Consider the following 26483-nt stretch of genomic DNA (forward strand, 5'->3'; position numbering starts at 1 on the left):
CATCATGATATTTTTCATCACACTGCTTTGCGGTTTACTTTTTGGTTTTGGTCTCGCACTGTCGGAAATGACCAACCCTGCCGTGGTGATTGGCTTCTTGGATATTTTTGGCAACTGGAACCCTTCTTTGATCATTGTAATGGCCGCTGCGGTCGCCGTGAGCATGATTGGCTATCTGATCAGCAAAAAACAAATCAAACCCCTGCTCACCGATCTCTGGTCGCTTCCCACAGCCAAAATAATTGACAGCAAATTGATCCTCGGTAGCGCCCTTTTTGGTATCGGTTGGGGACTCAGCGGCTATTGCCCAGGGCCTGGCTTAACCGCACTCATCAACAACCCAGCAGAAGGTCTGTATTTTGTTATCGCATTGATTGCAGGCAGCGCCTTGTATCAATTTCAACCAACCAAATAAAGCCCTATCAGGACAAGACGATTCGCTTCTTTTTAAAAGGGAATTTTTCATTGTAAAAAACATAAAAAATACTTGACGCTAACCCTTTAGGGTTTTAAATTGCGCCCGCGTCATTTGCTGAACATAATCCGCACCGCTTCAACTGCTGCGCTAGTCGCTTAAGGCCCTCGAGCCGGATAAGTAACAGCCATAAGTAGGATGGGGGGAGGTAAAGACGTTTCATCACTTTAATCCGGTTTATGTTTAGCCAAAAAGGAACCTAATTCCATGACGATCGACGTCCATTCTTTCTACTCTCCAGAACGTTTCGCCCGCTTCAAAGCTTTTACTGAAACAAAAGAAACCCCTTTTGTTGTGATCGACACAGCCATGATTGATGAAGCCTACACTGAAATTACAACAGGCTTCCCTGTGGCCGATATTTTTTACGCTATTAAAGCCAACCCAGCGCCAGAAATTCTGACTTTATTGCGTGACCGCGGCTCAAATTTCGACGTAGCATCGCGCTATGAGCTCGATAAGCTATTTTCTATTGGTGGCGTGTCGCCTGAGCGTGTTAGCTATGGCAACACCATTAAAAAAGCACAGGACGTTCGCTACTTTTACGAAAAAGGCGTACGTATGTTTGCTACAGATTCAGAAGCTGACCTACGTAATATTGCTAAAGCCGCACCTGGCTCTCGGGTCTATGTGCGCATTTTAACAGAAGGCACTGTTACTGCTGACTGGCCACTATCGCGTAAATTCGGCTGTCGACCAGATATGGCAATGGACTTGTTGGTATTGGCGAAAGAACTTGGCCTGATTCCATACGGCATATCTTTCCATGTAGGCTCTCAGCAGCGTGACATTGGTGCTTGGGATGCTGCGATTGCCAGTGTGAAGGTGATTTTTGAACGCCTAAAAGAAGAAGATGGTATTGAACTTGAAATGATTAATATGGGCGGCGGTTTTCCGGCCAACTACATTACTCGAACCAATGAGCTATCTACCTATGCTGAGGAAATTTCGCGCTTTTTAGAAGAAGACTTTGGCGACGATTTGCCACGCATCATTCTTGAACCAGGCCGTTCTTTGATTTCGAACGCGGGTATTTTGGTCAGCGAAGTTGTGTTGATTGCACGCAAGTCCAACACAGCACTAAACCGCTGGGTATACACGGATGTGGGTAAATTCTCAGGCCTTATTGAAACACTGGATGAGTCCATTAAATACCCTATCCATGTTGATAAGAAAGGCGAGTTGGAAGAAGTGATCATTGCCGGTCCTACGTGCGACAGTGCCGACATCATGTATGAGAACTACAAATACGGCTTGCCATTGAATCTGGCCATTGGCGACCGCATGTACTGGCTATCAACAGGCGCCTACACCACCACTTACAGTGCTGTGGAATTCAACGGCTTTCCGCCGCTGGCGTCTTACTACTTATAATCTTCGTTCGCTTACTGTCCAGTAAGCCATCGTTAAAACACAGCGCCTCGCTGGGACCATCCAGCGAGGCTTTTTATTGCGCCTCACCATTAAATAACCATAAGCCGGTTGCAGCCATCGAGAAGTTAAGGATAATTGCCTTATCTATATAAGGAGAACACCTTGTCTTATTTTGTTAGCGACCTCTGCATTTACCCAATAAAGTCCATTAAAGGCATCTCCCTAACCACCAGCCAAGTAAATCTAGATGGCTTATTAGGCGATCGACGCTACATGATCACCAAGCCAAACGGTGATTTTTTGACGGGCAGAGAGCACCCTACGCTCACGTTATTAACGGCATTGCCATTGGGCGAAGATCGCTGGCAGCTAACCCACCCTAATGCAGAATCCCCTTTAGATCTTGATCCCAGCACCTTTAAAAAAGATTACCAAGAGGTGATCATTTGGGAGAACCCAGTAGCCGGACAATCTTGCTCCGAACAAGCAAACCAGTGGTTCAGCAAAATCCTCAACGACGAGGTAGCCCTGGTGTACTTTGGTGACCAATCCTCCCGCGTCACCAGTCGTCGACCTGACAAACCGGTTGCTTTTGCCGATGGCTACCCATTTTTGCTGACCACCAAGGCCTCACTCGACGAACTCAATAAAAGCTGTCCAGAAGACATCCAAATGGCGCAATTTCGCCCTAACATTGTGGTCGATGGCGACCTTCCTTTTGCCGAAGACAGCTGGAAACGCATTAAGATTGGCGACGTCATATTTGAGAACGTCAAACCTTGTGAGCGCTGCATTTTCACCACCATCAACCCAGATACGGGCGAACGCAGCAGAAAAGGCGAACCGATGAAAACCCTTGGGAAATTCCGTCTTGTGAAAAAAGAAGGCGTGCTGTTTGGGATCAACCTGATTGCTGAAAATAGCGGCACTATTCAGCAAGGAGACCGCGTAGAAATTTTAGAATATCAAGACGCGCCAGTGCTGGATGACAGGCGCATCAAGTCCTCTAAGCAGTAAGTCTCGATTAATAGACATAAAAAAAGGGAAGCCAACACTGGCTTCCCTTTTTATTTGCAATCAAAAAGCGATGATTAAGCTTCTTGTTTTGCCAAGTATTCGTCGTAAGTACCGTGGAAGTCAACGATGCCTTCACTGGTTACTTCCATAATACGGGTTGCCAAAGAAGAGACAAACTCGCGGTCATGACTGACAAAAATCAAGGTGCCTGGGTAGTTTTCAAGCGCCAAGTTCAAAGACTCGATGGATTCCATGTCCATGTGGTTAGTCGGCTCATCCATTACCAATACGTTGGGCTTCTGCAGCATCAACTTACCGAATAACATACGACCTTGCTCACCACCAGATAAGACCTTAACAGACTTTTTGATGTCATTTTGCGAGAACAACAAACGCCCTAAAGTGCCACGAATAACTTGCTCATCGTCGCCTTCTTGACCCCATTGCCCCATCCACTCGATCAAATCAACGTCTTTCTCAAATTCATGAGCGTGATCTTGAGCGTAGTAACCAATATTGGCATTTTCAGACCATTTCACAGTACCGCTCGTTAGCTCTGTATCGCCAACCAAACATTTCAACAAGGTGGTTTTACCGATACCGTTTGGCCCGATCACCGCAATGCGCTCGCCCACTTCCACCATCATGTTCAAGCCGCTGAACAATTGCTCATCGTAAGACTTGGACAATTTTTCCACTTGAACCGCCATACGGTGCAATTTCTTTTCTTGCTCAAAGCGAATAAATGGGTTTTGTCGGCTAGATGGCTTAACGTCTTCCAGCTGGATTTTATCAATTTGCTTCGCACGAGAGGTTGCTTGTTTGGATTTTGACGCGTTCGCAGAAAAGCGACTTACAAACGATTTCAGCTCGTTAATTTGTGCTTTTTTCTTCGCATTGTCAGACAACAGACGCTCGCGAGCTTGTGTCGCCGCCGTCATGTACTCATCGTAGTTACCAGAGAAAAGGCGCAACTCACCGTAGTCCAAGTCAGCCATGTTAGTACACACGGAGTTCAAGAAGTGACGGTCATGGGAAATAATGATCATGGTGCAATTACGCTCAACCAAAACCCCTTCCAACCAACGAATGGTGTTGATGTCCAAGTTGTTGGTAGGCTCGTCCAATAACAATATTTCAGGATCAGAGAACAAGGCTTGCGCCAACAATACACGCAGTTTTAAACCTGGAGCCACTTCACTCATTAGGCCGTAATGCTGTTCCGTTGGGATACCAACGCCTAACAACAATTCTCCGGCACGAGCGTCAGCCGTGTAACCGTCCATTTCTGCAAATTCTGCTTCAAGGTCGCCAGCACGAAGGCCGTCTTCCTCAGTCATCTCAGGGTTCGCGTAGATCGCGTCTTTTTCTGCCTTAACAGCCCACAATTCAGTGTGCCCCATGATCACAGTATCGATCACAGAATATTCTTCGTAAGCAAATTGGTCCTGTTTCAACTTACCAAGACGCTCATTTGGATCTTTGGATACGTTGCCGGAACTTGGCTCTAGATCACCGCCAAGGATTTTCATGAAAGTGGATTTACCACATCCATTTGCACCGATTAAACCGTAGCGTTTGCCTTCTGCAAATTTTACGGAGACATTTTCAAACAAAGGTTTGGCACCAAATTGCATGGTGATATTGGCCGTTATTAACAAGGTAATCTTCCACTTTTCATGACGTAAATTTAGGCGCTTATTATCAGCTGCCCTTGATGGCGCGTATTATCGCACAAATACCTCTCACTCTTTAAGCCACAAAATCATTATTGCGCGTAATAAAGCAAAGTAAAGTGACAGCGCCTCTGTTTGGCACAGAGAATAGATTGTATTTTTGAACGCTTGGTTACATATTCGCTCTAATGGTTACCAGAGAAAACAAAACACCCCTTTTCTTGAAAGAGGCGTCTACTTCACACTGTACCGTAAGCAAAACAGCTTAAGAATATCGCACAACAACCGATAATAAAGATAACCAACATCGGCGGGAGAACATAATGCGTACCGTCCAAGCATATGAAACAGAATTTGACATTTCACCCAAACGGCTTAAAGAAGGCTCTATTTTCGGCGCACTGTCAGAAGACGCCATACAATACCTTCTAGATAACGGCCTTATTCACGCCGCCCAAAAAGGCGATGAAATTTTCCACTACAACGACAAAGGAGAGAGTTTTTACGCTGTCCTTCACGGCAGCCTAGACTTCTTCAAACAACACCAACACAAAGTATTACACACGCGTGACGTGGAATTTGGCGAAGCGATTGGTTTCGTCTCTATGGTGGCTCTTCATGGACGAGTGGGCACCGCCTACGCCAAAGAAGACAGCTTATTACTGGAAGTAACCAGCACCCTCTTCAGTGACTTCCATGACACTTACCCTTTCGATTTTGGAATACTACTGATGAATTTGGCCAGAGACATGGCGCGAAATATTAGAGAGCTCAGTAACGCACTGGTAGAGCATGAAGTTGGCGCGCACCTATGACATCTGCATCATTAAGACAGCCACTAGGGCGGATCATAAGGCAATGAAAGAAGCGTGATTTAAGCTTGCATTGAAAGGGAATGGCATTAAAAAAGAATGGCACTGAAAGAAGTTCATCAGCCTCCAGCAACGGCTGAAGCAAAAAGGTAAAAAACTGAATCTACATTAAGCGAGCCACAGATTGATCTTTTCAACCTGTGGCCAAACAACACTATTTCTCAGCGGCAACCACGGAAATCTCCACTAACAACTCCGCTCTGGCCATACGCGCTTCAACACAGGCGCGTGCTGGAGCATGACCTTCTGGCACCCAAGCATCCCAAACAGCGTTCATGGCAGCAAAGTCTTTCATATCACGAATGTAGATAGTCGCAGACAAGATATGCTCTTTATCAGACCCTGCTTGCGCCAACAGATTTTCCACTTTATCAAGCATGGTCGCCGTTTGCTCAGTAATATCAGTATTGGCATCCGCCCCTACTTGACCACAAAGGTAAATGGTTCCTTGATGCTTAACAATGCGACTCATGCGCTGGGCAGTTTCCATACGTGTAATAGACATAAACAAATTCCTCTAATGATTGCTTAACGGGTGAATGGGGACAATCTTAACAAATAAAAAATAGAGAATCCCACTTAAAAACAACCAAGATACAAAATATGATATGGCTATTTTTTAGAATTCCAGTCCTTTCTGTGCTTTTATGCCACGTTTAAAAGCATGTTTCACTTCTTTAATCTCGCTCACCGTGTCGGCTAACTCAACCAGTGATTCCGACGCCCCTCTGCCAGTTACCACAAGATGCTGAGTGTCTGGTCGATTCATCAATGCCTCCAACACCACACCCTCTTCAAGGTATTCGTAGTGCAACAAATAGGTCAATTCATCCAACACAACCAAATCAAAAGCAGGGTCTGCCAACATGGCTGCCGCTTGCTGCCAAGCTTCATTAGACGATGCGATATCCGCCTCACGGTTTTGCGTCTCCCAAGTAAAACCCGACGGCATAATCTCCCACTGAACGTTCGGCTGCGCTTTAAAAAAGTCTATTTCGCCCGTGTTCCATTCGCCTTTTAAAAACTGCACCACCCCCACTTTCATACCGTGACCCAAGGCGCGCGCCACCATACCAAGCGCCGAGCTGGATTTGCCCTTACCATTGCCGGTCAGCAACACAAAAGTTCCCTTGTCTTCTTGCGCTTTAGCAATGCGTTTATCAACGTGCTTTTTGATTGCTTGCATGCGCAATTGATGCTGTTCTGGATCTTTAATGGTTTTTGCCATCGTGTTCTCCATTCACTGTTAGAAAGTCATTATTAACACGGTTTTTCTAGACACTGGCTGCTAAAAAACACCTTCTAGAAAGTAAAAAAACCTTACCTACGACCAAGCATAGATAAGGTTTAACCGATTCACTCGATGTTTTTTTAGATACGATCGTCTTCTGGATCGTAACCAAGGTTTGGTGATAACCAGCGCTCGGCATCGTCTTTTGACATGCCTTTACGAGCCGCGTAATCATCCACCTGATCTGGACCTATTTTGCCCACACCAAAATAGGTGCTGTCTGGATGCGCAAAATACCAGCCACTTACCGCAGCGGTCGGTAACATAGCGAAGCTTTCTGTAATTTCCATATCAATTTTATCTTTGACATCCAACAACGACCAAAGCTTAGCTTTCTCAGTATGATCCGGGCACGCAGGATACCCTGGCGCAGGACGCATCCCTTGATATTTCTCTTTGATCAACTCTTGATTGGTTAACGTCTCTTCTGCGGCATACCCCCAGAACTCTTTACGTACTCTTTCATGGAGGTATTCGGCCGTCGCTTCTGCAAGACGATCCGCCACCGCTTTAATCATAATAGAGTTGTAATCGTCATGGTCTGCCTCGTAGGCTGCAACCAAAGGATCAATACCAAAGCCTGCGGCACAAGCAAATGCGCCCATATAATCCGCGACACCACTGTCTTTAGGCGCCACAAAATCCGCCAAGCTGTGATTGTATTTACCCGGCGCAGTCAGCTCATTTTGAATGCGTAAGAAAGACAGGCGTTCAATGACTTCGGTGCGAGTTTCATCCGCGTAAATTTCAATGTCATCATGATTCACTTGGTTTGCCGGGAACAAGCCCACCACAGCTCGCGCTTTTAAGCTCTTTGTGGCGATCACTTCTTCGAGCATTTCCAGCGCATCGTGATAGACACGAGTCGCTTCTACACCAACCACCTCATCCGTTAGGATGCGCGGATAAGCGCCCGCCAATTCCCATGTTTGAAAAAATGGCGTCCAATCGATGTAATCCTTAACCACATTCAAATCAATGTCATTTTCCGTTAACACAGTAATGCCAAGCTTGCTTGGTTTAACGATATTGTCTTCAAACACCAGCGGCGCTTTATTAAGACGCGCCTTGTCCAAGGACACACGACGACCCGCTTTAGCGCGATCTTTATAGCGGATACGTGTTTTCTCATAATCCAGCTTGATCTCATCAACAAACTTCTGACGACGCTCCGTATCTTTACTCAGTAAAGTACTGGCCACACCGACACTACGAGACGCATTGGTTACGTGTACAACTTGGTTGTTCTTGTAGTTTTGCTCAATTTTTACCGCGGTATGGGCTTTAGAAGTGGTCGCCCCACCAATCATCACAGGCAAAGTAAAACCTTGGCGCTGCATTTCTTTTGCCACGTGCACCATTTCATCCAAAGATGGGGTAATCAAACCGGACAGACCGATCATGTCAGCCCCTTCTTCTTTGGCGGTACGCAGGATTTTCTCAGCCGGCACCATAACGCCCAAATCGATCACTTCAAAGTTATTACATTGCAACACCACACCCACGATGTTTTTACCGATATCGTGCACATCGCCTTTCACTGTGGCCATCACAATTTTGCCATTACTAGAAGACGCCGTGTCCATGTTGCGGGCTTTTTCTTCTTCGATATAAGGCATCAAATACGCCACCGCTTTTTTCATTACGCGAGCGGATTTCACCACTTGCGGCAAGAACATTTTGCCGGAGCCAAACAAGTCACCAACAATGCCCATACCGTCCATTAATGGGCCTTCAATCACCTCTAATGGTCGATCAAACGCCAAGCGAGCTTCTTCTGTGTCTTCGTCTATAAACTCTGTGATGCCTTTTACCAAAGCATGACTTAAGCGCGCAGAAACGGGCAAACCGCGCCATTCTTGGGTTTCTTTTTCAGCCACTTCACCGGTGCCGGCAAACTCTCCCGCCATCGCCAACAAATTGTCGGTCGCGTCCGGTGTTCTGTTTAGTACCGCATCTTCAACCGCATCGCGCAGTTTTAGAGGAATGTCTTCATACAAGGCCAACTGACCGGCATTGACAATCCCCATGGTCATGCCTTGCTTAATCGCATGGTACAAAAAGACCGCGTGAATCGCTTCACGAACAGGGTTATTACCACGAAACGAAAAAGACACATTCGACACACCGCCAGAGACTTTCGCATAAGGCAATTCACGAGTAATGTCGCCAGTCGCTTCAATAAAGTCCAACGCATAACGGTTGTGTTCTTCTATCCCGGTTGCAATGGCAAAGATATTAGGGTCAAAAATAATGTCTTCTGGTGGGAAGCCAACTTCGTCCACCAAAATCTTGTAAGAACGACGACAAATATCAATCTTCCGCTGGCGAGTGTCCGCTTGACCGGTCTCATCGAACGCCATCACAATCACAGCCGCGCCGTATTTCATTAGCTTGCGCGCCTGCTCTCTAAAGTTGTCTTCCCCTTCTTTCATGCTGATGGAGTTAACCACCCCTTTGCCTTGAACCCACTTAAGGCCGGCTTCAAGAATCTCCCATTTAGAAGAGTCCAGCATGATTGGCACACGAGAGATATCCGGCTCTGAGGCGATGAGCTTCAAGAAACGCTCCATCGCTGCCTGAGAATCCAACATGCCTTCATCCATGTTGATGTCGATGATCTGCGCACCGTTTTCCACTTGCTGACGCGCCACATCTAGGGCGGTGTCGAAATCCCCTTCTTTGATCAAGCGCTTAAACATTGCCGAACCTGTGACATTGGTTCGCTCGCCCACGTTCACAAACAAGCTGTCGCCATCAATATTAAATGGCTCCAAGCCAGATAAGCGACACGCTTTTTCAATCGTCGGAATCACCCGTGGTGTAGACTGCTCGAACGCCTTCGCAAACGCTTCAATATGGCTCGGTCCGGTGCCACAGCAACCACCAATAATGTTAATAAAACCGGAGTCGACCCAACTTTTGATCTCATCAAGCATTTCTTCTGGTGTTTCATCGTACTCACCAAAGGCATTAGGCAAGCCCGCGTTTGGATGCGCAGAAACATGGGTGTCAGCAATTCTAGACAGTTCGTCTATGTATTGGCGTAAATCTTTTGGCCCCAACGCACAGTTCAACCCCACAGAAATCGGCTTGGCGTGAGAAATAGAGTTCCAGAAAGCCTCTGTTGTTTGACCTGACAAGGTACGACCCGATGCATCGGTAATGGTGCCCGAGATCATAATCGGGTAGCGCACTCCGGTTTTTTCGAAATAATCCAACACCGCGTAAATGGCGGCCTTGGCGTTCAAAGTATCGAAAATGGTTTCGATCAGAATGATGTCCACGCCACCCTTGATCAGACCATCTACCGCCACCGTGTAAGCATCGACAAGTTCATCAAAATGGATATTACGAAAGCCTGGATCATTCACATCTGGCGAAATTGTACAGGTACGACTGGTTGGTCCAACCGCCCCCGCCACAAAACGGGGCTTATCAGGGTTTTGCTGAGTGAATTCATCCGCGGCTTCGCGTGCTAGGCGTGCGGATTCAAAATTAAGCTCATAACTCAGCGCCTCCATGTGGTAATCCAGCATGGAGATATAATTGGCATTGAAGGTATTGGTTTCTATGATGTCCGCGCCCGCAGCAAGATAGGCACAGTAGATGTCTTTAATGATCTTTGGTTGCGTTAATGACAGTAAATCATTATTCCCTTTGACATCGCTTTCCCAATCCTCAAAGCGCGCACCACGATAATCTTTTTCTTCCAATTGATACGATTGGATCATGGTTCCCATGGCACCATCGAGAATAAGCACATTTTCTGCTAAACGCTTCTCTATAATGGAATACGATTTGGACTTTACCACTGTCATTACCTCAATAAAAATATGCACAGTCACTATACTCAAATACCAGCACACTGGTGTTGAAAAATAGTAATGAGAAGTTGAATGATCTAAGGATGAAGCAAGCCGCCAGATTTGGCGGCCACTTGCTAAAAAGAAAGGGGGTTAGCTGTTTTTGTCTTTGCGGTTAACACGACCGACTAAAAAGCCCCCCAACAAGCCAACTAAAATAGCCATTCCCCAATAACCGTATTTATCCAACAAGTTGTTATTGGTTAACGCCAAGGTGTCACTGTCTCGATAGATTTGTCTCATAATTCGCTGACCTTGATAATTCATCTGCTGAGAAATAAACAGATTCAAGGTGGCTTTTGGTCGTTCATTTAAGCCATTTACCCGCCAGCGCCATTGCAGCTGGCCATTTTGTATCACGGCTTCGGCTTCGCTCGCACTCACCATTTGTATTGCACTGTCCGTCACCAATTCGGCCACATAGGTCTGCCCTGCTACAGGCTTGTCTACCGTGGCCGTCACCAAAATCTCAAACGTATTATGCAATGACATCTCGTTAGGGATTTGCCATCTTACATTGCTTAAACCGGAATCAATCTGTGCTTGTAAGGCGTTCACTTCTGCTTGAAAAGGAATCAAACCATTCACTTGAGATTCCAGCGCTACCCGTTGGCTTTCACTGTTCTTGGCTCGTAGTTCAATCGCATCCAAGCGTTGTTGCAGTGTCGCTTGCTGCGCTTTTGACTGAGCCAAAGAGTCCGCCAGCCTAGCCTGTTCTTGCTGCTGATTGACCAGCATTGATCGGCTTTTTGCCAGTTGCCTGTCGGCGGCCAAATTTAATTTACTCAGTGTCGATAAACGCGCTTCTAACGCCTTTAGTTTGGCTTTATCAGCAGCGCCCTTCTGCAATGAAGCTTCAAGTCCCGCCATCTCGTCTTGATAATCGGCAATCAAGGTTTTCTGAGCCTCGATAACACCGCTTAACTTAATAATATCACTGTGCAACTGCCCCGTATCTCGGCTATCCAGGGACGCTTGATCAACGGACGATGTGGTGCCTTTTTGCAAGCCGTCTATCGTCTCTCTTTGTGAATGCACTTTCGTCCATAAGATTTGGTTTTGCGATCTTGCCGCAGCGATCTGCTCCGCCAGACGACGATTTTCTTGTTGCAAAAACGCCAATGATTGCTGATTGGTTTGATTTTCGTTGCTCAGCGCGGCGTATTTTTCTTGCAAGCCAGCTTGTTTTTTAATCAAGGATTGGTAGGCCTGATTCAGCGCATAATGCTCTGAATCCAGAGTTTGAAAGCTGTTATTCAAATCCAGAAAATGTTGACTAGAGAAAGCAAAAGCGGACTCAGAGGACGAATCCATTTGCCGTGTTTTGCGCTTGCTTTCTAAGGCTTTTATTTGGTCAACAAGGTGATCATTTTCTACTTTTAATTCAGCGTACTGAGATTCTAGACTGTTTCGTAAACGCCTTTCTTTTGCCAATGCCAACAAAGATTCGGCGTCTGCCTCACCCGACTCCAGCAAAGCAATGGCGCTGTCTTTTTTATCAAGCGCGGTATGAAGGTCCACTAACTGGGCATCATTATTTGCCAACGCTTTTTTTAGCGCCGCAATTGCTTGTTGGTTGTCCCTGTTTGTCTCAGCAAGCTTGCTACGATATTCAGCGAGGTCAGCGGTGGTCGCCTCTCCTTCGATCTGTTTGGTGCCTTGATCTTGGGATGTAGAAGTCGTTGTCGTAGTGCATGCTGACGCCATTAACCCTAAAGCAACAGGAATTAAAATAGTCATGCGCGTTGTCATTATCCGCTCCTTAATAAACCCAAGGTCAACAATAAGTTAGATCACTTATGCCAGATTTCAAGGTGGAATGCAAAAAAGGCGTCAAGTTCGTGTTTTTATTTTGTACACACTAACTCAGTCACGTCGCGACTAGGCACTCTCAAGGCGACAAAAAAATACCCCACGCCAGACATGACGTGAGGTATTTGAAACAGTACTAAAATATCACATTTAGACGTTAAACAAGGCTTTTAGAAACCACCTCATAAACATCTTTAGACAAGTCTTCTGCCAGAATGCGCTCAAGCTCTGCTTTCATTTTAACGCTGAGTTCTGGTTTCAGTTTTTTCCATCTTGTCAGTGGTGTACACAAGCGAGACGCCAGCTGAGGGTTACGCTTATTCAGCACAATGATCTGGTCCGCTAGAAAACGATAGCCGGAGCCGTCTTCTTTATGGAAGCCTGCCACGTTTTGACCAAACCCACCCAATACAGAACGCACTTTATTTGGGTTTTTCAAATCAAACGATGGGTGAGCCATCAAACCTTCTACCACAGCCAGCGCATCGTCAGCATCTTGAGAAGCGCTCAACATCAACCATTTGTTCACGACCAAGGGCTCATTTTTCCATTGCTCATAAAACGCATTGAGCATGCTCGCGGCGTCTGGATGAGCAGAGTGCACAGCAATCGATAAGGCGCCAAATTGGTCCGTCATGTTGTCTGCGTTAGCGAATTGCTCAGCAATGGCGGCTTTTGCCTTGTCATCTGAAGTCTCAGACCAATAAGACAGCGCCATGCTCTTGAGCGAGCGACGCGCGATGTCTTGTGCGCTAGGCTGGTAATCAGAGGTAATGATGTTGTTTTGGTAAGTTTGCGCAAATTGCTCAGATAACGCATTAGCAATTGTTTCTTTTAAGAACTGACGGGCTTTTTTGATGGCCAACGGGTCAATCGTTTCAGCCAACTCAGACAAGTAAGCCTGACTTGGCAAGGCAAGAATCAACGCCACCATAGCAGGGTCCAGAGATTCATCCGCCAATAAGGATCGTAATCCTGCCACCAGCTGAGACTCGATTGCTAACGGTTGACCTGATGACGCCTGCTCAATCAACTGAGTCAGCTCATTGACCGCCAATTGTTGCGCCGCACTCCAACGATTAAAACCATCGCTGTCTGCCGACATAAGCAACAACAATTGATCGGCCGTGTAGTTATAACGCAGTTTCACTGGCGCAGAAAAAGAACGCAACAAGGATGGCACCGGCTTGCTGCTCACTTGAGTAAACTCAAACGTTTGTTCACTTTCGCTCAACAACAAGGTTACATCAGTGGATTGCTCGCCTTGGTATTGCGCTTGAATTTCTTGCCCTTGCTCATTCAACAGACCAACACGAATTGGAATATGAAGCGGCAGTTTCGTAGGTTGCCCAGGGGTCGCTGGCGTTTCTTGTTTTATCGTGAGTAGATAACGCTGCTCTTCTGGAAGATAGGTATCTTCAACCGTTACAATCGGAGTACCCGCTTGAGAATACCAACGCTTGAACAAGGTCAAATCAATGCCTGAAGCATCTTGCATGGCCGCGACAAAATCATCACAGGTCACGGCTTGCCCGTCATGGCGCTCGAAGTAAAGGTCCGACCCTTTACGGAACAACTCCTCACCCAACAAGGTATGTATCATACGGACAATTTCAGAGCCTTTCTCGTACACAGTAAGGGTGTAAAAGTTAGAAATCTCAATAAACGAAGAAGGACGCACGGGGTGTGCCATTGGGCCTGCGTCTTCTGCAAACTGTGCGGTTTTCAAAAAGGAGACGTCTTCCACTCGCTTAACCGTTGCAGAGTGCATGTCAGCCGAGAAAGATTGGTCACGGAATACCGTAAAACCTTCTTTCAAACTTAACTGAAACCAATCACGACAGGTCACGCGATTGCCCGACCAGTTATGGAAATACTCGTGCGCCACGACCGCTTCAACACGTAAGAAGGCGTCGTCTGTGGTGGTTTTAGGGCTGGCTAACAAACAAGAAGAGTTAAACACGTTCAACCCTTTGTTCTCCATTGCGCCCATATTAAAGTCGTCTACCGCGACAATCATAAAAATATCAAGATCGTATTCACGTCCGTATTTTTCTTCATCCCAACGCATAGAGCGTTTCAGCGCTTCCATGGCGTAATCCACTTTGTCGATGTTATGGGACTCAGTGAAAATTTGCAGTTTTACATCACGACCACTTTGTGTGGTGAAACGGTCATTTTTTACCGCCAAATCACCCGCTACCAAAGCAAACAAATACGCAGGTTTCGGGAAAGGGTCATGCCAAACCACGACGGTTTTGCCTTCGTCGGTTTTAGCGCGTTCAATCTCGTTACCATTGGACAGCATCACAGGGTAACGCGCTTCATCAGCAATGATGGTCGTGGTAAACACCGACATCACATCAGGGCGATCAAGGTAATAGGTAATGTGACGGAAACCTTCCGCTTCACATTGGGTACAAAACATCGACGAAGAACGATACAAGCCTTCGAGACGCGTGTTGTTTTGCGGCTCAATCAAGGTTTCGCAGGTCAATATAAAGCTGTCTGCGGTGGCGGTGATAATCAACTTATCGTCCACCAACTGATACTCTTCTGGCGGTAAGGCATAACCGTCCATCGCCACGCCAATCAGCTTAACATCTTCACCGCCATCTAAAACAAGAGGCGCATTGGATTTACCATCCAAAGGGTTACGGCGCATGTGCAATCTGGATGTGACCACTGTGGTGGCTTCATCTAGGTCAAACGTCAGTTCGGTTTTATCAATGAGAAAAGGAGGAACCTTATAATCTTTTAAATAAATTGCTGAGGGTTGGCTCTCTTTCATTTGCTCTCTCCTAAAATGTCAGTGATGCTTGGTAACCGGTGTATTTACGAATGTTAATAACGCCCGTGTCGAGTATCCAGTACTGCCCTTTTATCCCCATTAGCACCCCTTCTATTTCAGGTGTTTTTTCCGCATTCAGACTGGTGACCTTAGTCGGGTATTCTAAAACGGGGTAGGTAAATTCGTGCGTTTCGTTTTCATCAGAAAGGTCAATAATGGATTGCAAGCCAAATTCATGTTGTAAGGCATCTAAGCCATCATAAAGTAAGCCAATTAACCGTTCTTGTTCATGTTCAAGATTGAGCTCTACCGCGGTGCCTTTGAGCATGTTGCGCCAATTGGTTTTGTCCGCCACTTCATTTTTAAATAAGGTTTCCACCAGACCAGACATGCGGCGGTTCACCACACGAAACAAGGCACGCCCCTGGGTGGCGCCTTGATCTAGCCAACGTGTTGGCAATTGATCGCCACGGGTAATCCCCACTTTAAGACCAGATGAATTGGCCAAGTACACATAGTGATCCTGTAAACAGTATTTTTCTGCCCATTCTGGCTCACGGCAAGTGCCCAAGTGATAATGGCATTTTTCTGGGCTCATAATACAAGTATCGCAAGCGGCCAGTTTTTTAAAGCAGGGAAAACAAAAGCCTTGGCTAAAAGACTTTTTAGTCACTCGACCACAATGGGTGCAGTTAATCGCGCCTTTAAAATGCAGCGCAATTTTTTGGCCAATCAGGTCGTTCATATTGAGGCTGTCATCGCCTAAGGTTAACCTGTATTGAACTTGTCCTTGAGGCGCCGTCGCCGACATTTTTTTCAGATTGCCAGACAACATTAAGCGTTTTCCTCAGGGCCATCGTTCACCCATTTAATGCTGTCCACCTTGTCTTGATTATCGGCTTCAAATTTGGCTTGTTTGCTACCACGATCAATATAGCCAACACGGCTTTCTTCAGGCTTATTGTTGTAGTCATAAGTGATCACAGCCTGTAAGCACAGCTCGCTTTGCTCTTTTGTTAAGCGTACGCCATTAGGCCATTTACCCAATTCAACCGCTTGCTTTAGGCTGACATAAACCTCTGGAGACATGTTGTCGATCATTTCTTTAAAATTCATGGAATACTCTCATTAACCGTCGCCCAAACAATCAGGCGTTTTTAAATTTTTTTAAAGGCCGTAAAACGGGTGATTAACCAATACAGCACCGCCAATACCAAGCCCGCCCCTAGACCAATCGTATGGGCGGTGTTTGCGATCCGGCCAAGGCCGATCATCTCAGGAAATTGGGTATAGCCGATCGCCAGCCAAACCATAAAAAATATCATCAATGGCTTGCTGACAATCATCGGCCAGCGTGGGCTCAGCACAGGCATCAGCCAAGCAAAACCAATCACCCCATACACCACACCAGAGAGCCCGCCAAACAATGGGTTCCCCGTCAATTGATATTGCAAAACATTACTAATGATGGCGATCACCACAACACCAAGCGTCCAAACCAAAGACCCCACTATTTTTTCAAGACGGCGACCAACATCCCAAATCCATAAGGTGTTAAACACAATGTGCATGATGCTGAAATGCAATAAAGCAGGAGACAATAAACGCCAATATTCACCGCGTGCCAGCACTTCTGATAAGGGATAAAAGCGCAGTTGATTGCCGACCACATCAAATGGACTAATGGTGAAATAACTGAGCGTTGACAGTTCTGAACCAAGCTGGGTAACAAAGGCAATCAATATCGCCGCGAGAATCACAATCGCGGTGGCTGGTGCGTCCCGTAGTTGACTAAGAAGGCCACCAGAACGACGCGAAGGTGCGGCGGCTTGATTCCGCTCGACCTTAGGTAAGGCACTGGGGTTTTCTTGCCAGAGTTGAATTAATTGCAGCGTCGGTGTTTGGTGTGAAGGGTCGGTGATCCACAGTTCCTGTCCAGTCTTGCCCATCACAATTTGATGGCCTATTTTCAATCGCCATAAGGTCTGGCTAAGCAACGCTGGATCTGCATTTTCATCAAATTGATAAACTAACAACATAATTGACACTGCACCTTTTCACACCGTTATAACAAATCAACTGGCCCTCAATGAATCCTTGCCATCATCGAGGGCTACTCTTGAGAAACCGCTCGTTATCTAAGGTCGATAACTGCTTTGCCAACCAAGTTTATCGCGACACACATTATAAAAATCGTGATTTTTAGGGTGTATCAAACGAATATTACCGGCCTTTTTGGTGATGTGGATTTCGTCACCTGGCGCTGCGGTAATGTTTAGCTGTCCATCACAACTGACGCTTGGGTAGGTCAAGTTCGATTCACAAACAACGATACGAATGCGTGCATTAGCATCGATCACTATCGGGCGATTACTTAATGTATGAGGGTGCATAGGCACTAAAACAAGCGCATCAAGCTTTGGCAGCATAATTGGGCCACCAGCAGACAAGGCATACGCGGTAGAACCGGTTGGCGTAGCAACAATCAAACCATCGGATTTTTGGTTCATCACAAACTGATCATCAATAAACAGATCAAAACGTATCATTCGTGCTGACTTACCTGGGTGCAACACAAGGTCATTCAGTGCAATGCCTTCACCGCTCGGACGGTTCTTACGCTTAATCTTGGCTTCGATCATAAAACGCTTTTCTTCATGGTACTCACCACGAAAAATAGGCTCCAACTCTTCTTGAAAAGAATGCGGGGAGATGTCCGTTAGAAACCCTAAGGTGCCACGGTTAATACCAATCACAGGAACATCGTAGTTACTAATGGCTCTAGCAGCGCCTAAAAAGCTGCCATCGCCGCCGACAACCATCACTAAGTCACAATGATTGCCCAACTCTTTCAACGGGGAAGAATCCACTTTAATGCCGGGCAGCATAGTGGCTAAATCGTGTTCTAATACCGGTTCTGAGCCCTTTTCTTGCAGGTATTCCATCAGCTTCTTAACGGTATCAAGAATCTGAGGTTTATCTAATCGAGCTATTATTCCAACACGCCTAAAAAGACCCATGTGTCATTCTCTTTCTGTCTGTCTGTGTAATGGTAAGCAACTTGATAGGCGATTTAAGATCGCTTTTATTATGAAAAGCCTTCAACCAAGTGCCGCGCCACTTTAACATGAAGGCCTTACTTTTCGCCATCCAGAGAAGAGGCGATATATGGATTCAAGGCCGCTGAATACCCTCTCCACCCTTGCAAACCACCCGTATGAATCAATAAGGTACGTTTATGGGGCCATTTTCCATCACGAATCCTATTCATGACATGAAAAAGGGTTTTGCAGGTATAAACTGGGTCCAGCTGTTGAGCTGGGTTTGCGTCTGTAAAAAGCCTCAGAAACTGCTGCAATGCCTGACTCTGCTTAGCGTAGCCGCCTTCGTGAGCATCACTATGAAACGTCATTCTCTCTTCCAAAGCCGCAATATTCGTTTGATCCTCAGACACTAAACTGGCCAAAGAGAGGATCTCATCCGCTTGCGCAGCGGCCCCTTTAAGCGCACTAACAACGTGTAAATACGGGGTTTTCTCTGACGCCAATAAACCTGCCGCCGTGGTTCCTGTGCCAGCCGACACCACCCAAGCGTCACATTCACTGTCTAAATAGTCTATATCGTCCGCCCAATCTTGGCAGCCTTTGGCCCCTAATACCCCGCCGCCGCCTTCTGGGACCCAATAAATGCCTTCATATTGCCCATTAAGGTAAGACACCAACTCTGATTGTTCTGCTAGACGATAGTCTTGTCGAGTACAAGGCCACAAACTGACGCCCGCATTTGCCACATCGTACAATGTCGGCGTCAACCTAGGCTGAAGTTCGCCTCGCACCACGGCAATCCCCGCCATCTCAGTATCACGTAATGTGGCGGCAAAGGCGTGCAGATGGTTGGAATAAGGACCACCAAAGGTGGCCATATAGCGAGCCCGAATGCGTTTTGCTTCGCGTAAATGGTACTTTAATTTGTGCCACTTGTTGCCTGGCGCTTGCGGGTGTTCAAGATCGCCACGGTAAATAAAGAGCTCACAAGAAGCGTGTGGATGTTGCCACTTGGTGGGAATATGAAGCGGTTGGATAATAGACAAAAAAAGGCCTCGGCTAAACAGTCGAGGCCATAATATCATAAGCGGAAGTCAGTAAAATAAGGGAAACTCATTCCCAACTTAATGATCTTGGTTTTGACAGACCTTTTCCCATTAAGTTCCTTTCGTGAAGCTCATAAAAGATTCATCCGACAAAAGCATTATCTTCATCATTTCTTTGTTAAAATCCCCGCAGCCATCATTTGCGGAGAATGAAACACCATGATTCCATCACTTTCTGAGGTCTCGCCGATTCAGGCCAAATACCTTTCCTTTATTACACGTTTAAAGGCTTCAGGATTCTCAGGCGATAGTAATTTGGATTACGCCAATCGCGTGGTGCTTTCTACCGACAACTCCATTTATCAAGTGCTACCTCAAGGGGTCGTCTACCCTAAAAACACATCAGACTTACAGCAGCTTGTGACCCTTAGCAATGAGCCCGAATTCCACGACATTGTATTAAGCCCTCGTGGTGGAGGCACCGGCACCAACGGCCAGTCTCTCAGCGATGGTTTGATAGTCGATGTGTCTAAATACATGAATCGCATACTAGACATCAATGTGGAAGAAGGTTGGGCGCGCGTGGAAGCAGGCGTGGTTAAAGACCAACTCAACGCCGCGGTGAAACCTCATGGCTTATTTTTCGCGCCAGAACTCTCCACCAGCAACCGCGCGACCATTGGCGGCATGATTAACACCGACGCCAGCGGCCAAGGCTCGGTGACTTATGGCAAAACCCGCGATCACGTTCTTGAACTCACCACGGTACTTCTGGATGGCGGCTTACTCATCTCATCGCCTATTGACGATGAGGCACTGACCTCAATACAAAATGGTAGCGACTATGCCGCCCACGCTCATCGTGTTGTTGACGCCATTCAAAAAAGCAAAACGGCCGACATTGACGCAACATTCCCGCCATTGAACCGTTGTTTAACAGGGTATGATTTGGCCCACATTCGCTCAGACGATGGTTTGTTTAACATCAACTCTGTGCTGTGCGGCTCAGAAGGCACGCTGGGCTTCATTACTGAGGCCAAGGTGAATTTGCTGAGCATCCCAAGTCACGCCGCCTTAGTCAATATCCGCTACAGCAGCTTCGAAGCCTCGTTACGTCACGCCCGTGAATTATTAACGGCGCAGCCCACATCCATAGAAACCGTCGATTCAAATGTCCTAGCGCTTGCCAAAGGCGACAATATTTGGGGTTCTGCGGCGGAGTTTTTTCCCGACCTACCAGGGCAAGACATACAAGGCATCAACCTGGTGGAATACACAGGCAACAACGAGCAGGAAGTGGCCGACAAAATAAAACGACTGACAGATCAGTTGGATCAATTCGCAAAAAACGGCGACAGCAGTACGCTGGGCTACACCATTGCGATGGGGCACAATAATGTCAAAAAACTGTGGGCGATGCGCAAAAAATCAGTGGGATTGCTTGGCAACGTACAAGGGGAAAAGCGTCCTATTCCTTTTGTCGAAGACACCGCCGTACCGCCAGAACATCTAGCGGATTTCATTATGGAATTTCGCGCGGTACTCGACAGTCATCAAGTCCAATATGGCATGTTTGGTCATGTCGATGCTGGCGTGTTGCATGTGCGTCCTGCTTTGGACTTAAAAGACGAATCACAAGAACCCATGATCCGAGAAATCACCGACAAGGTGGTGGCTTTGACCCAAAAATACAATGGTTTGCTGTGGGGCGAACACGGCAAAGGGGTTCGTTCTGAATACGCCCCCGCTTTTTTTGGCGACTTATACCCCTGCATTCAGCAAATAAAAGGCGCTTTTGACCCGAGAAACCAACTTAATCCTGGCAAAATTGCCACGCCTTTTGAACTAGCGGCTGATTTATTAAAAATAGACGCGGTTCCGCTGCGCGGTCAATTCGACCGTCAGATCCCGATTCGAAATCGGGAGCAATTCAAAGACGGCCTCTACTGCAACGGCAATGGTGCCTGCTACAACTTTGACCCTAATGACGCCATGTGCCCTTCTTGGAAAGGCACCCGTGACCGTCGCCATTCACCCAAAGGGCGCGCATCCCTCATGCGAGAATGGCTCAGAGGCATGAGCGCTCAAGGGGTAGACACCCAAAAAGCCAGCAAAGAGGCCAAAGACAGCCATTTTCTGATGAGCTTTATTCCACGCCTCAAAAACACACTTGCCAAACGCCGTGGGGATTATGATTTCTCCCATGAAGTGCATGATGCCATGATGGGCTGCTTAGCCTGCAAATCTTGTGTTGGGCAATGCCCTATCAAGGTGGATGTGCCTGAGTTTCGAGCTAAATTTTTAGAACTCTATTACGCTCGCTATTTGCGCCCGATGAAAGACTATTTGGTTGGCTCATTGGAATTTATGATGCCGACTCTGGCCATTTTCCCACAACCTTACAATTGGTTGGTCAGTCGGCGCTGGGTCAATCATTTAACAAGCAAATATTTTGGCTTAACAGACAACCCAAAGCTGAGCCCCATTAATTTAAAGAAAGAGATGTCGCGACGCGGCATTCGACTTGCCACCCCACTGGCAATTGAAGCCCTGAACCCCAAAGACAGAAAACGTGCGGTGATTGTCGTGCAAGACGCTTTCACCAGTTATTTCGAAACCGAGCTGGTGCTCGACACCATGGAAATGCTGACACGATTAGGCTTCCAGGCCTATCTGGCACCTTATTTACCCAATGGCAAACCGCTGCATGTTCACGGCTTTATGAAAGCCTTTCAAAGAACCGCACGCAAAAACTTGGACATGCTACAAAGCCTATCCTTCTATGGTTTGCCTTTTGTGGGCATTGATCCCTCCATGACACTGACCTATCGCGCCGAATACATGAAAACCTTCAGCGACAGTCGCCAAGTGCCGAGCATCCAATTAATGCAAGAATGGCTCGCCAGCAAAACAGAGCATTTAAACAAGCAGCCATTGTCTTTAGATGGCAGCGTGTATCATCTCATGACCCACTGTACCGAGAAGACCAACGCCAGCGCATCGATCAAAGACTGGCAAACGGTTTATCAAACCCTAGGTTTGGAGCTGATCGTTGAAGATGTGGGCTGTTGCGGCATGGCTGGCACTTATGGCCATGAAGCCGCCAACCAAGACACCTCAAAAGTCATTTATGAGCTTTCTTGGAAAGAAAAGGTCACGAATCCGGCGCTAGCAGGTAAACTCCTCGCCACGGGCTACTCTTGCCGGAGCCAAGTGAAGCGCTTTGATCAAGTCCGCATTCTGCATCCAGCACAAATGTTGCTGCAGCACCTTCGTAGCGCTTCAACAAAAGCACCATAAACACCATAAACACCCGATATTGACACTGTTCGGCCGACAATTTACCGGCCTTATTTTATGAAAGGACAAACATGAATTATTTAAACTTGCTGCACGATAGCGCGGACGAGTACGGCCCTATTCGAGTCTTTGATGATGGGAAATTTCGCATCCTGTCGTTCGCCGATGGTGACGAACAAAGTCGTATTAAATTGTCTACGCCACATATTTTGCAGCATGAATACACACAAGCCATGACACTGGCTTTGTTGTTTAACCAACCCAAACGCATAGGCATTTTAGGCCTTGGCGGTGGCACACTTCTAAGCGCCTTATACCATGCGGTTCCCAGCGTACAAATTACGGCCGTAGAGTTACGCCAAGAAGTCATAGATGCGGCCGAAATGTATTTTAAAGTACCAAAAGGCAAACGCATTCAAGTTGAGAATGCGGATGCGCAAGCTTATATCGAAACCGGCTTCGATAAAAAAGTGGATATCTTGATGACCGACCTATACAACACGGACGGCATGGAACGCGGCGTACTGCAAACCACCTTTCTTGAGAATTGTGCGAAAAACATCAAGGAGAATGGCTGGTTGGTGCTCAACTGTTGGCTGGATCACAAAAACGATACTGAGCTAATCGACAAATTAAAGCGCATTTTTAGCGATGTCAGAGCACTCGATACCGGCAGTGGCAATTGGGTGGTGCTGGCAGGCAAACAGAAAAATGAGCTAAACGGCAAAGAACTCAAAGCCTGCGCACAAAAAATCAGCGCACAACTCGGCTTTCCCCTGTCTCGCTGGCTATCTAAAATGTACAGTGTCTAAAATGCACAGCGCCTAACCTGCAACACAAACAAAAAAGCTTACTCATTAAGTAAGCTTTTTTGCTCTCTATTATCCGTCATTCAAACGTTTAATTCAGTGCAACACCTTAAACAGACAACACACTGTCGACCAGTGCCTTCGCCTCTTCTTCCAGTTTTGCCAAATGGGCTTCAGAGACAAAACTCTCAAGATAAATCTTGTACACATTTTCAGTCCCGGATGGACGCGCTGCAAACCAGCCGTTTTCAGTCGAGACTTTTAATCCCCCAATGGCCGCGTTATTACCGGGCGCATGGGTCAAAACACTGACAATTTTTTCCCCTGCCAATGTTGTCTGCGTCACGTTTTTCACATCCAGCGCCGCCAAAATGGCTTTTTGCTCTAAGGTCGCAACTACGTCAATGCGCTTATACAAGGGCGTACCATAGCGCTCTGTCATGGCATCGTAATGCTGCTGTGGATCTTTGCCCGTTACCGCCAAAATTTCAGCGGCCAACAAAGCCATGATAAAACCGTCTTTGTCTGTCGTCCAAACAGAGCCGTCTTTACGCAAAAAAGACGCACCGGCACTTTCTTCGCCACCAAACGCCATGCTGCCGCTATAAAGCCCTTCAACATACCATTTAAAACCAACAGGCACTTCACACAAGGTGCGCCCTAAACCTTCTACCACACGGTCAATCATGCCACTTGAAACAAGCGTTTTCCCCAATTGAGCCGTTTTAGGCCAATGAGGTCGGTGCGACGCCAAATACTCTATCGCAACAGCAAGAAAGGCATTTGGATTCATCAAACCAAAGCCTGCACAGACAATACCGTGGCGGTCATAATCTGGGTCATTGCCCACCGCAATATCAAAATCGTCTTTGAGTTTCAGTAAGTTCTGCATCGAATAAGGCGAAGAACAATCCATGCGGATACGACCGTCTTTGTCTAATGGCATAAAGCGGAACGTCGGGTCTACGTCTCGATTTACTAAGGTAATATTAAGACCGTATTTTTTCGCCATTGGCTCCCAAAAATGGATGCCGGAGCCACCCATTGGGTCTACCCCTATTCTAATGCCAGCGTCAGCAATCGCCTGCATGTCCACTACATTGTCTAAATCATCAATGTAGTGGGTAATGTAATCGAACGGCTCAATTAAGCCACTTGCTGCCGCTTCTTTTTGGTTCAAATACAAGACACCAGACAAGCCATTGGCAAGCAACTCATTGGCGCGCTTAGCCACCCAATCGGTAATGTCTTTATCCGCAGGACCACCTTGCAGCGTATTGTATTTAATGCCGCCGTCTTCTGGTGGATTATGAGAAGGGGTAATCACAATGCCATCACTCAAATCTGAGGCGTCTGCCGATGCATTGTGAGTCAGAATCGCATGGGATATCACAGGCGTAGGGGTAAAACCGCCAGACTCTTGCACGCGCACTCTCACCCCATTGGCGGTTAAAACACCCAGGGCGGTTTGATAGGCGGCTTCTGATAAAGCGTGTGTATCTTTGCCCAAGTACAAAGGGCCAACAATATTCTGTGCTTTTCGGTATTCTGCGATGGCTTGGCAAATGGCCAAAATATGCTGTTCATTAAAGCTGGTTTTTAACGCGCTACCACGATGTCCTGAAGTACCAAAACTGACCTGCTCTGTAGGATTCGCCACATCGGGCTTATTGATAAAATACGCGGTCATTAACTCAGGAATGTTAACCAAAGACTGGTGAGACGCAAGCTGTCCAGCTTGAGGATGAATTGCCATATGAAAAAGCCTCATTGAGCAGTAAAAAAGGGATAGTGATTAGTCTCCCTCATATTTACAAGCGTTTCAACGAGTTATCATAACTTCATTAGATAATTCATGGATCTTACCAAACCCTGATACGCCGTTTTAGAGCGGCTAGCCACTCACGATGACGCCTCCACATCGATCAACAAAATAGTATTGTCATTTAGCTGTACCGATAAAGTCTTGCAAGGCGTACTCGTTTCAATATCTAAATATTCTTGCGACAACACCCTGCTTTCACCGGCAAACAATTGATAAAAATAGGCACGCCAAGACCAGTTATAACCTTTGAATCTCGCGTCTTCTATCCACACATCGCCCTCCATAGGACGCGCATAGTTTACCGTCAATTGCTCACCCGTTGAGTCAGCCGCGTAAAAACGTATCACCCCATTTATGGCTCGCAAACTCTGTGAGACAAACTTAACATCCACAATATCCAGCATTTTATGGTGTTGTTGAATGGACTCGACTGCTTGCATCAAATGCTGATAAGAAGCTCTCGCTTTCTGTGCTTTTTCTTTTTGTGCCGCAAAAAAGCGTGCACGAAGCTCAGCCACTTGCTGGCTAAAAGCATGACAATCGGCAAAATCTTCTGTCGCCTGAGAAAACAAAAAACCCTGCATATGGCGCGCGCCACAACGTAAACCAAAGAAAAACTCTTCTTCTGTTTCAACGCCTTCACACACAATAACCGCACCACTTTTTGCACAAAAAACGACCAGAGATTCGACCGCCGATTCCGCCATTCCACCCTGAGCGCCTTGCTGAAACAAGCGCATGTCTAGCTTAATAATGTCTGGTTCTAAAGCGATGACTCGATCAATCTGTGAGAAGCCGGCACCAAAATCATCAATCGCAATGCGCACCCCCGCTTCACGATACAACTTCACCGCACGACACAAGCTGTCTAAGTCACCATTGAGTTCAATCAATTCAATCACTATGCGACTGGGGTCCACCTTGTGACGATGCAGCATATCCAGCGTCGGCAAAGCGTCTGTCGTGGTCGCCGTTAACCATTGCGGCGATATATTGAGTGTCATGCGGGTTTGATCTGGAAGCTCATGAGCCCGCCTCACGGCTTTTTCACGAACTAGGCGATCTAGTCGCCTCTTGTCTTCTGTACTAATACCTTCATCAGTAAATAAATGCCCCGCAGACACGGCTTCGCCATTCGAATTGACATAACGCGCCAGCGCTTCATAGCCTGTCACTCGACCACTTGATACTTCCACAATAGGCTGAAAAAATGGCTTTATACTATCCCATTCCTCTTGCACGTTTTCAGAAGTACTGAATACCACATTTTGCACACTCCGCTCCT

19 protein-coding genes are annotated in these 26483 nt (G+C 46.8%); 6 read left to right on the forward strand and 13 right to left on the reverse strand.

The annotated features are described in order from the left end of the window. The first annotated feature begins 4 nt into the window (after positions 1 to 4). The 3 genes from E0D71_RS14495 to E0D71_RS14505 all read left to right on the forward strand — a co-directional run bounded on the left by E0D71_RS14495 (position 5) and on the right by E0D71_RS14505 (position 2866). On the forward strand, positions 5 to 415 hold the full coding sequence (locus tag E0D71_RS14495) for a DUF6691 family protein (protein WP_133004031.1): 411 nt from the start codon (positions 5 to 7) through the stop codon (positions 413 to 415). 267 nt (positions 416 to 682) lie between these two features. Next, positions 683 to 1849: a type III PLP-dependent enzyme gene (locus tag E0D71_RS14500; RefSeq protein ID WP_133004032.1), complete on the forward strand. Its 1167-nt coding sequence runs from the start codon at positions 683 to 685 to the stop codon at positions 1847 to 1849. 162 nt (positions 1850 to 2011) lie between these two features. After that, positions 2012 to 2866 (forward strand): MOSC domain-containing protein, encoded by an 855-nt coding sequence (locus tag E0D71_RS14505; RefSeq protein ID WP_133004033.1) that lies wholly within the window; start codon positions 2012 to 2014, stop codon positions 2864 to 2866. A 74-nt stretch (positions 2867 to 2940) separates the two neighbouring features. Here E0D71_RS14505 and E0D71_RS14510 read toward each other — a convergent pair whose 3' ends face one another. Then, on the reverse strand, positions 2941 to 4527 hold the full coding sequence (locus tag E0D71_RS14510) for an ABC-F family ATPase (RefSeq protein ID WP_133004034.1): 1587 nt from the start codon (positions 4525 to 4527) through the stop codon (positions 2941 to 2943). 338 nt (positions 4528 to 4865) lie between these two features. Between E0D71_RS14510 and E0D71_RS14515 the strand changes: the two genes are divergently transcribed. Then, the gene (locus E0D71_RS14515; RefSeq protein WP_133004035.1) at positions 4866 to 5357 is read left to right on the forward strand and encodes a cyclic nucleotide-binding domain-containing protein; all 492 of its coding nucleotides are present in this window, start codon (positions 4866 to 4868) and stop codon (positions 5355 to 5357) included. 211 nt (positions 5358 to 5568) lie between these two features. Here E0D71_RS14515 and E0D71_RS14520 read toward each other — a convergent pair whose 3' ends face one another. The 10 genes from E0D71_RS14520 to E0D71_RS14565 all read right to left on the reverse strand — a co-directional run bounded on the left by E0D71_RS14520 (position 5569) and on the right by E0D71_RS14565 (position 19264). Then, complete coding sequence (locus E0D71_RS14520) at positions 5569 to 5919, reverse strand: RidA family protein (RefSeq protein ID WP_133004036.1); 351 nt, start codon at positions 5917 to 5919, stop codon at positions 5569 to 5571. A 114-nt stretch (positions 5920 to 6033) separates the two neighbouring features. After that, a complete protein-coding gene (gene cobO, locus E0D71_RS14525) occupies positions 6034 to 6642 on the reverse strand; it encodes a cob(I)yrinic acid a,c-diamide adenosyltransferase (RefSeq protein WP_133004037.1) in 609 nt (202 codons plus the stop codon). Positions 6643 to 6785: 143 nt separating this feature from the next. After that, the gene (metH, locus tag E0D71_RS14530; RefSeq protein ID WP_133004038.1) at positions 6786 to 10520 is read right to left on the reverse strand and encodes a methionine synthase; all 3735 of its coding nucleotides are present in this window, start codon (positions 10518 to 10520) and stop codon (positions 6786 to 6788) included. Positions 10521 to 10664: 144 nt separating this feature from the next. Then, entirely contained in the window at positions 10665 to 12323 is a 1659-nt protein-coding gene (locus E0D71_RS14535; RefSeq protein WP_133004039.1) for a hypothetical protein, read from the reverse strand. Between the two features lie 217 nt (positions 12324 to 12540). Then, the gene (pepN, locus tag E0D71_RS14540; RefSeq protein WP_133004040.1) at positions 12541 to 15174 is read right to left on the reverse strand and encodes an aminopeptidase N; all 2634 of its coding nucleotides are present in this window, start codon (positions 15172 to 15174) and stop codon (positions 12541 to 12543) included. Between the two features lie 10 nt (positions 15175 to 15184). Continuing rightward, positions 15185 to 16009, reverse strand: coding sequence for a DUF2797 domain-containing protein (locus E0D71_RS14545; RefSeq protein ID WP_133004041.1), 825 nt, complete (start codon positions 16007 to 16009; stop codon positions 15185 to 15187). Beyond that, complete coding sequence (locus tag E0D71_RS14550; protein WP_133004042.1) at positions 16009 to 16290, reverse strand: DUF1315 family protein; 282 nt, start codon at positions 16288 to 16290, stop codon at positions 16009 to 16011. The genes E0D71_RS14545 and E0D71_RS14550 overlap by 1 nt, the downstream gene beginning before the upstream one ends. Before the next feature lie 41 nt (positions 16291 to 16331). Further along, positions 16332 to 17213 carry a rhomboid family intramembrane serine protease gene (locus E0D71_RS14555; protein WP_133004043.1) on the reverse strand — a complete coding sequence of 294 codons (882 nt, stop codon included), beginning with the start codon at positions 17211 to 17213 and terminating at the stop codon, positions 16332 to 16334. A 99-nt stretch (positions 17214 to 17312) separates the two neighbouring features. Next, positions 17313 to 18194, reverse strand: coding sequence for an NAD(+) kinase (locus E0D71_RS14560; protein WP_133004044.1), 882 nt, complete (start codon positions 18192 to 18194; stop codon positions 17313 to 17315). A gap of 116 nt (positions 18195 to 18310) precedes the next feature. Beyond that, a complete protein-coding gene (locus E0D71_RS14565) occupies positions 18311 to 19264 on the reverse strand; it encodes a cysteine desulfhydrase (RefSeq protein WP_133004045.1) in 954 nt (317 codons plus the stop codon). 219 nt (positions 19265 to 19483) lie between these two features. Between E0D71_RS14565 and E0D71_RS14570 the strand changes: the two genes are divergently transcribed. Together E0D71_RS14570 and E0D71_RS14575 are read left to right on the forward strand one after the other, a co-directional pair. Further along, positions 19484 to 22564: an FAD-binding and (Fe-S)-binding domain-containing protein gene (locus E0D71_RS14570; protein WP_133004046.1), complete on the forward strand. Its 3081-nt coding sequence runs from the start codon at positions 19484 to 19486 to the stop codon at positions 22562 to 22564. A gap of 71 nt (positions 22565 to 22635) precedes the next feature. Next, positions 22636 to 23376, forward strand: coding sequence for a spermidine synthase (locus tag E0D71_RS14575; RefSeq protein WP_133004047.1), 741 nt, complete (start codon positions 22636 to 22638; stop codon positions 23374 to 23376). Positions 23377 to 23482: 106 nt separating this feature from the next. Here the strand turns inward: E0D71_RS14575 and pgm are convergent, their stop codons facing one another. Both pgm and E0D71_RS14585 read right to left on the reverse strand, forming a co-directional pair. Next, on the reverse strand, positions 23483 to 25129 hold the full coding sequence (pgm, locus tag E0D71_RS14580; RefSeq protein ID WP_133004048.1) for a phosphoglucomutase (alpha-D-glucose-1,6-bisphosphate-dependent): 1647 nt from the start codon (positions 25127 to 25129) through the stop codon (positions 23483 to 23485). A gap of 146 nt (positions 25130 to 25275) precedes the next feature. After that, a complete protein-coding gene (locus E0D71_RS14585; RefSeq protein WP_133004049.1) occupies positions 25276 to 26472 on the reverse strand; it encodes an EAL domain-containing protein in 1197 nt (398 codons plus the stop codon). Between the last annotated feature and the right edge of the window lie 11 nt (positions 26473 to 26483).

Origin of the sequence: Marinomonas sp. KMM3893, assembly GCF_004352855.1 — a bacterium.
In the GTDB taxonomy this organism is placed as follows: Bacteria; Pseudomonadota; Gammaproteobacteria; order Pseudomonadales; family Marinomonadaceae; genus Marinomonas; species Marinomonas arenicola.

Bases quoted from the DNA above. Each gene is read 5' to 3' on its own strand.
- E0D71_RS14495 (WP_133004031.1), top strand. From the start codon at position 5: ATGATATTTTTCATCACACTGCTTTGCGGTTTACTTTTTGGTTTTGGT.
- E0D71_RS14500 (WP_133004032.1), top strand. From the start codon at position 683: ATGACGATCGACGTCCATTCTTTCTACTCTCCAGAACGTTTCGCCCGC.
- E0D71_RS14515 (WP_133004035.1), top strand. From the start codon at position 4,866: ATGCGTACCGTCCAAGCATATGAAACAGAATTTGACATTTCACCCAAA.
- E0D71_RS14520 (WP_133004036.1), bottom strand. From the start codon at position 5,919: ATGTCTATTACACGTATGGAAACTGCCCAGCGCATGAGTCGCATTGTT.
- cobO (WP_133004037.1), bottom strand. From the start codon at position 6,642: ATGGCAAAAACCATTAAAGATCCAGAACAGCATCAATTGCGCATGCAA.
- E0D71_RS14535 (WP_133004039.1), bottom strand. From the start codon at position 12,323: ATGACAACGCGCATGACTATTTTAATTCCTGTTGCTTTAGGGTTAATG.
- pepN (WP_133004040.1), bottom strand. From the start codon at position 15,174: ATGAAAGAGAGCCAACCCTCAGCAATTTATTTAAAAGATTATAAGGTT.
- E0D71_RS14545 (WP_133004041.1), bottom strand. From the start codon at position 16,009: ATGTTGTCTGGCAATCTGAAAAAAATGTCGGCGACGGCGCCTCAAGGA.
- E0D71_RS14550 (WP_133004042.1), bottom strand. From the start codon at position 16,290: ATGAATTTTAAAGAAATGATCGACAACATGTCTCCAGAGGTTTATGTC.
- E0D71_RS14555 (WP_133004043.1), bottom strand. From the start codon at position 17,213: ATGTTGTTAGTTTATCAATTTGATGAAAATGCAGATCCAGCGTTGCTT.
- E0D71_RS14560 (WP_133004044.1), bottom strand. From the start codon at position 18,194: ATGGGTCTTTTTAGGCGTGTTGGAATAATAGCTCGATTAGATAAACCT.
- E0D71_RS14570 (WP_133004046.1), top strand. From the start codon at position 19,484: ATGATTCCATCACTTTCTGAGGTCTCGCCGATTCAGGCCAAATACCTT.
- E0D71_RS14575 (WP_133004047.1), top strand. From the start codon at position 22,636: ATGAATTATTTAAACTTGCTGCACGATAGCGCGGACGAGTACGGCCCT.
- pgm (WP_133004048.1), bottom strand. From the start codon at position 25,129: ATGGCAATTCATCCTCAAGCTGGACAGCTTGCGTCTCACCAGTCTTTG.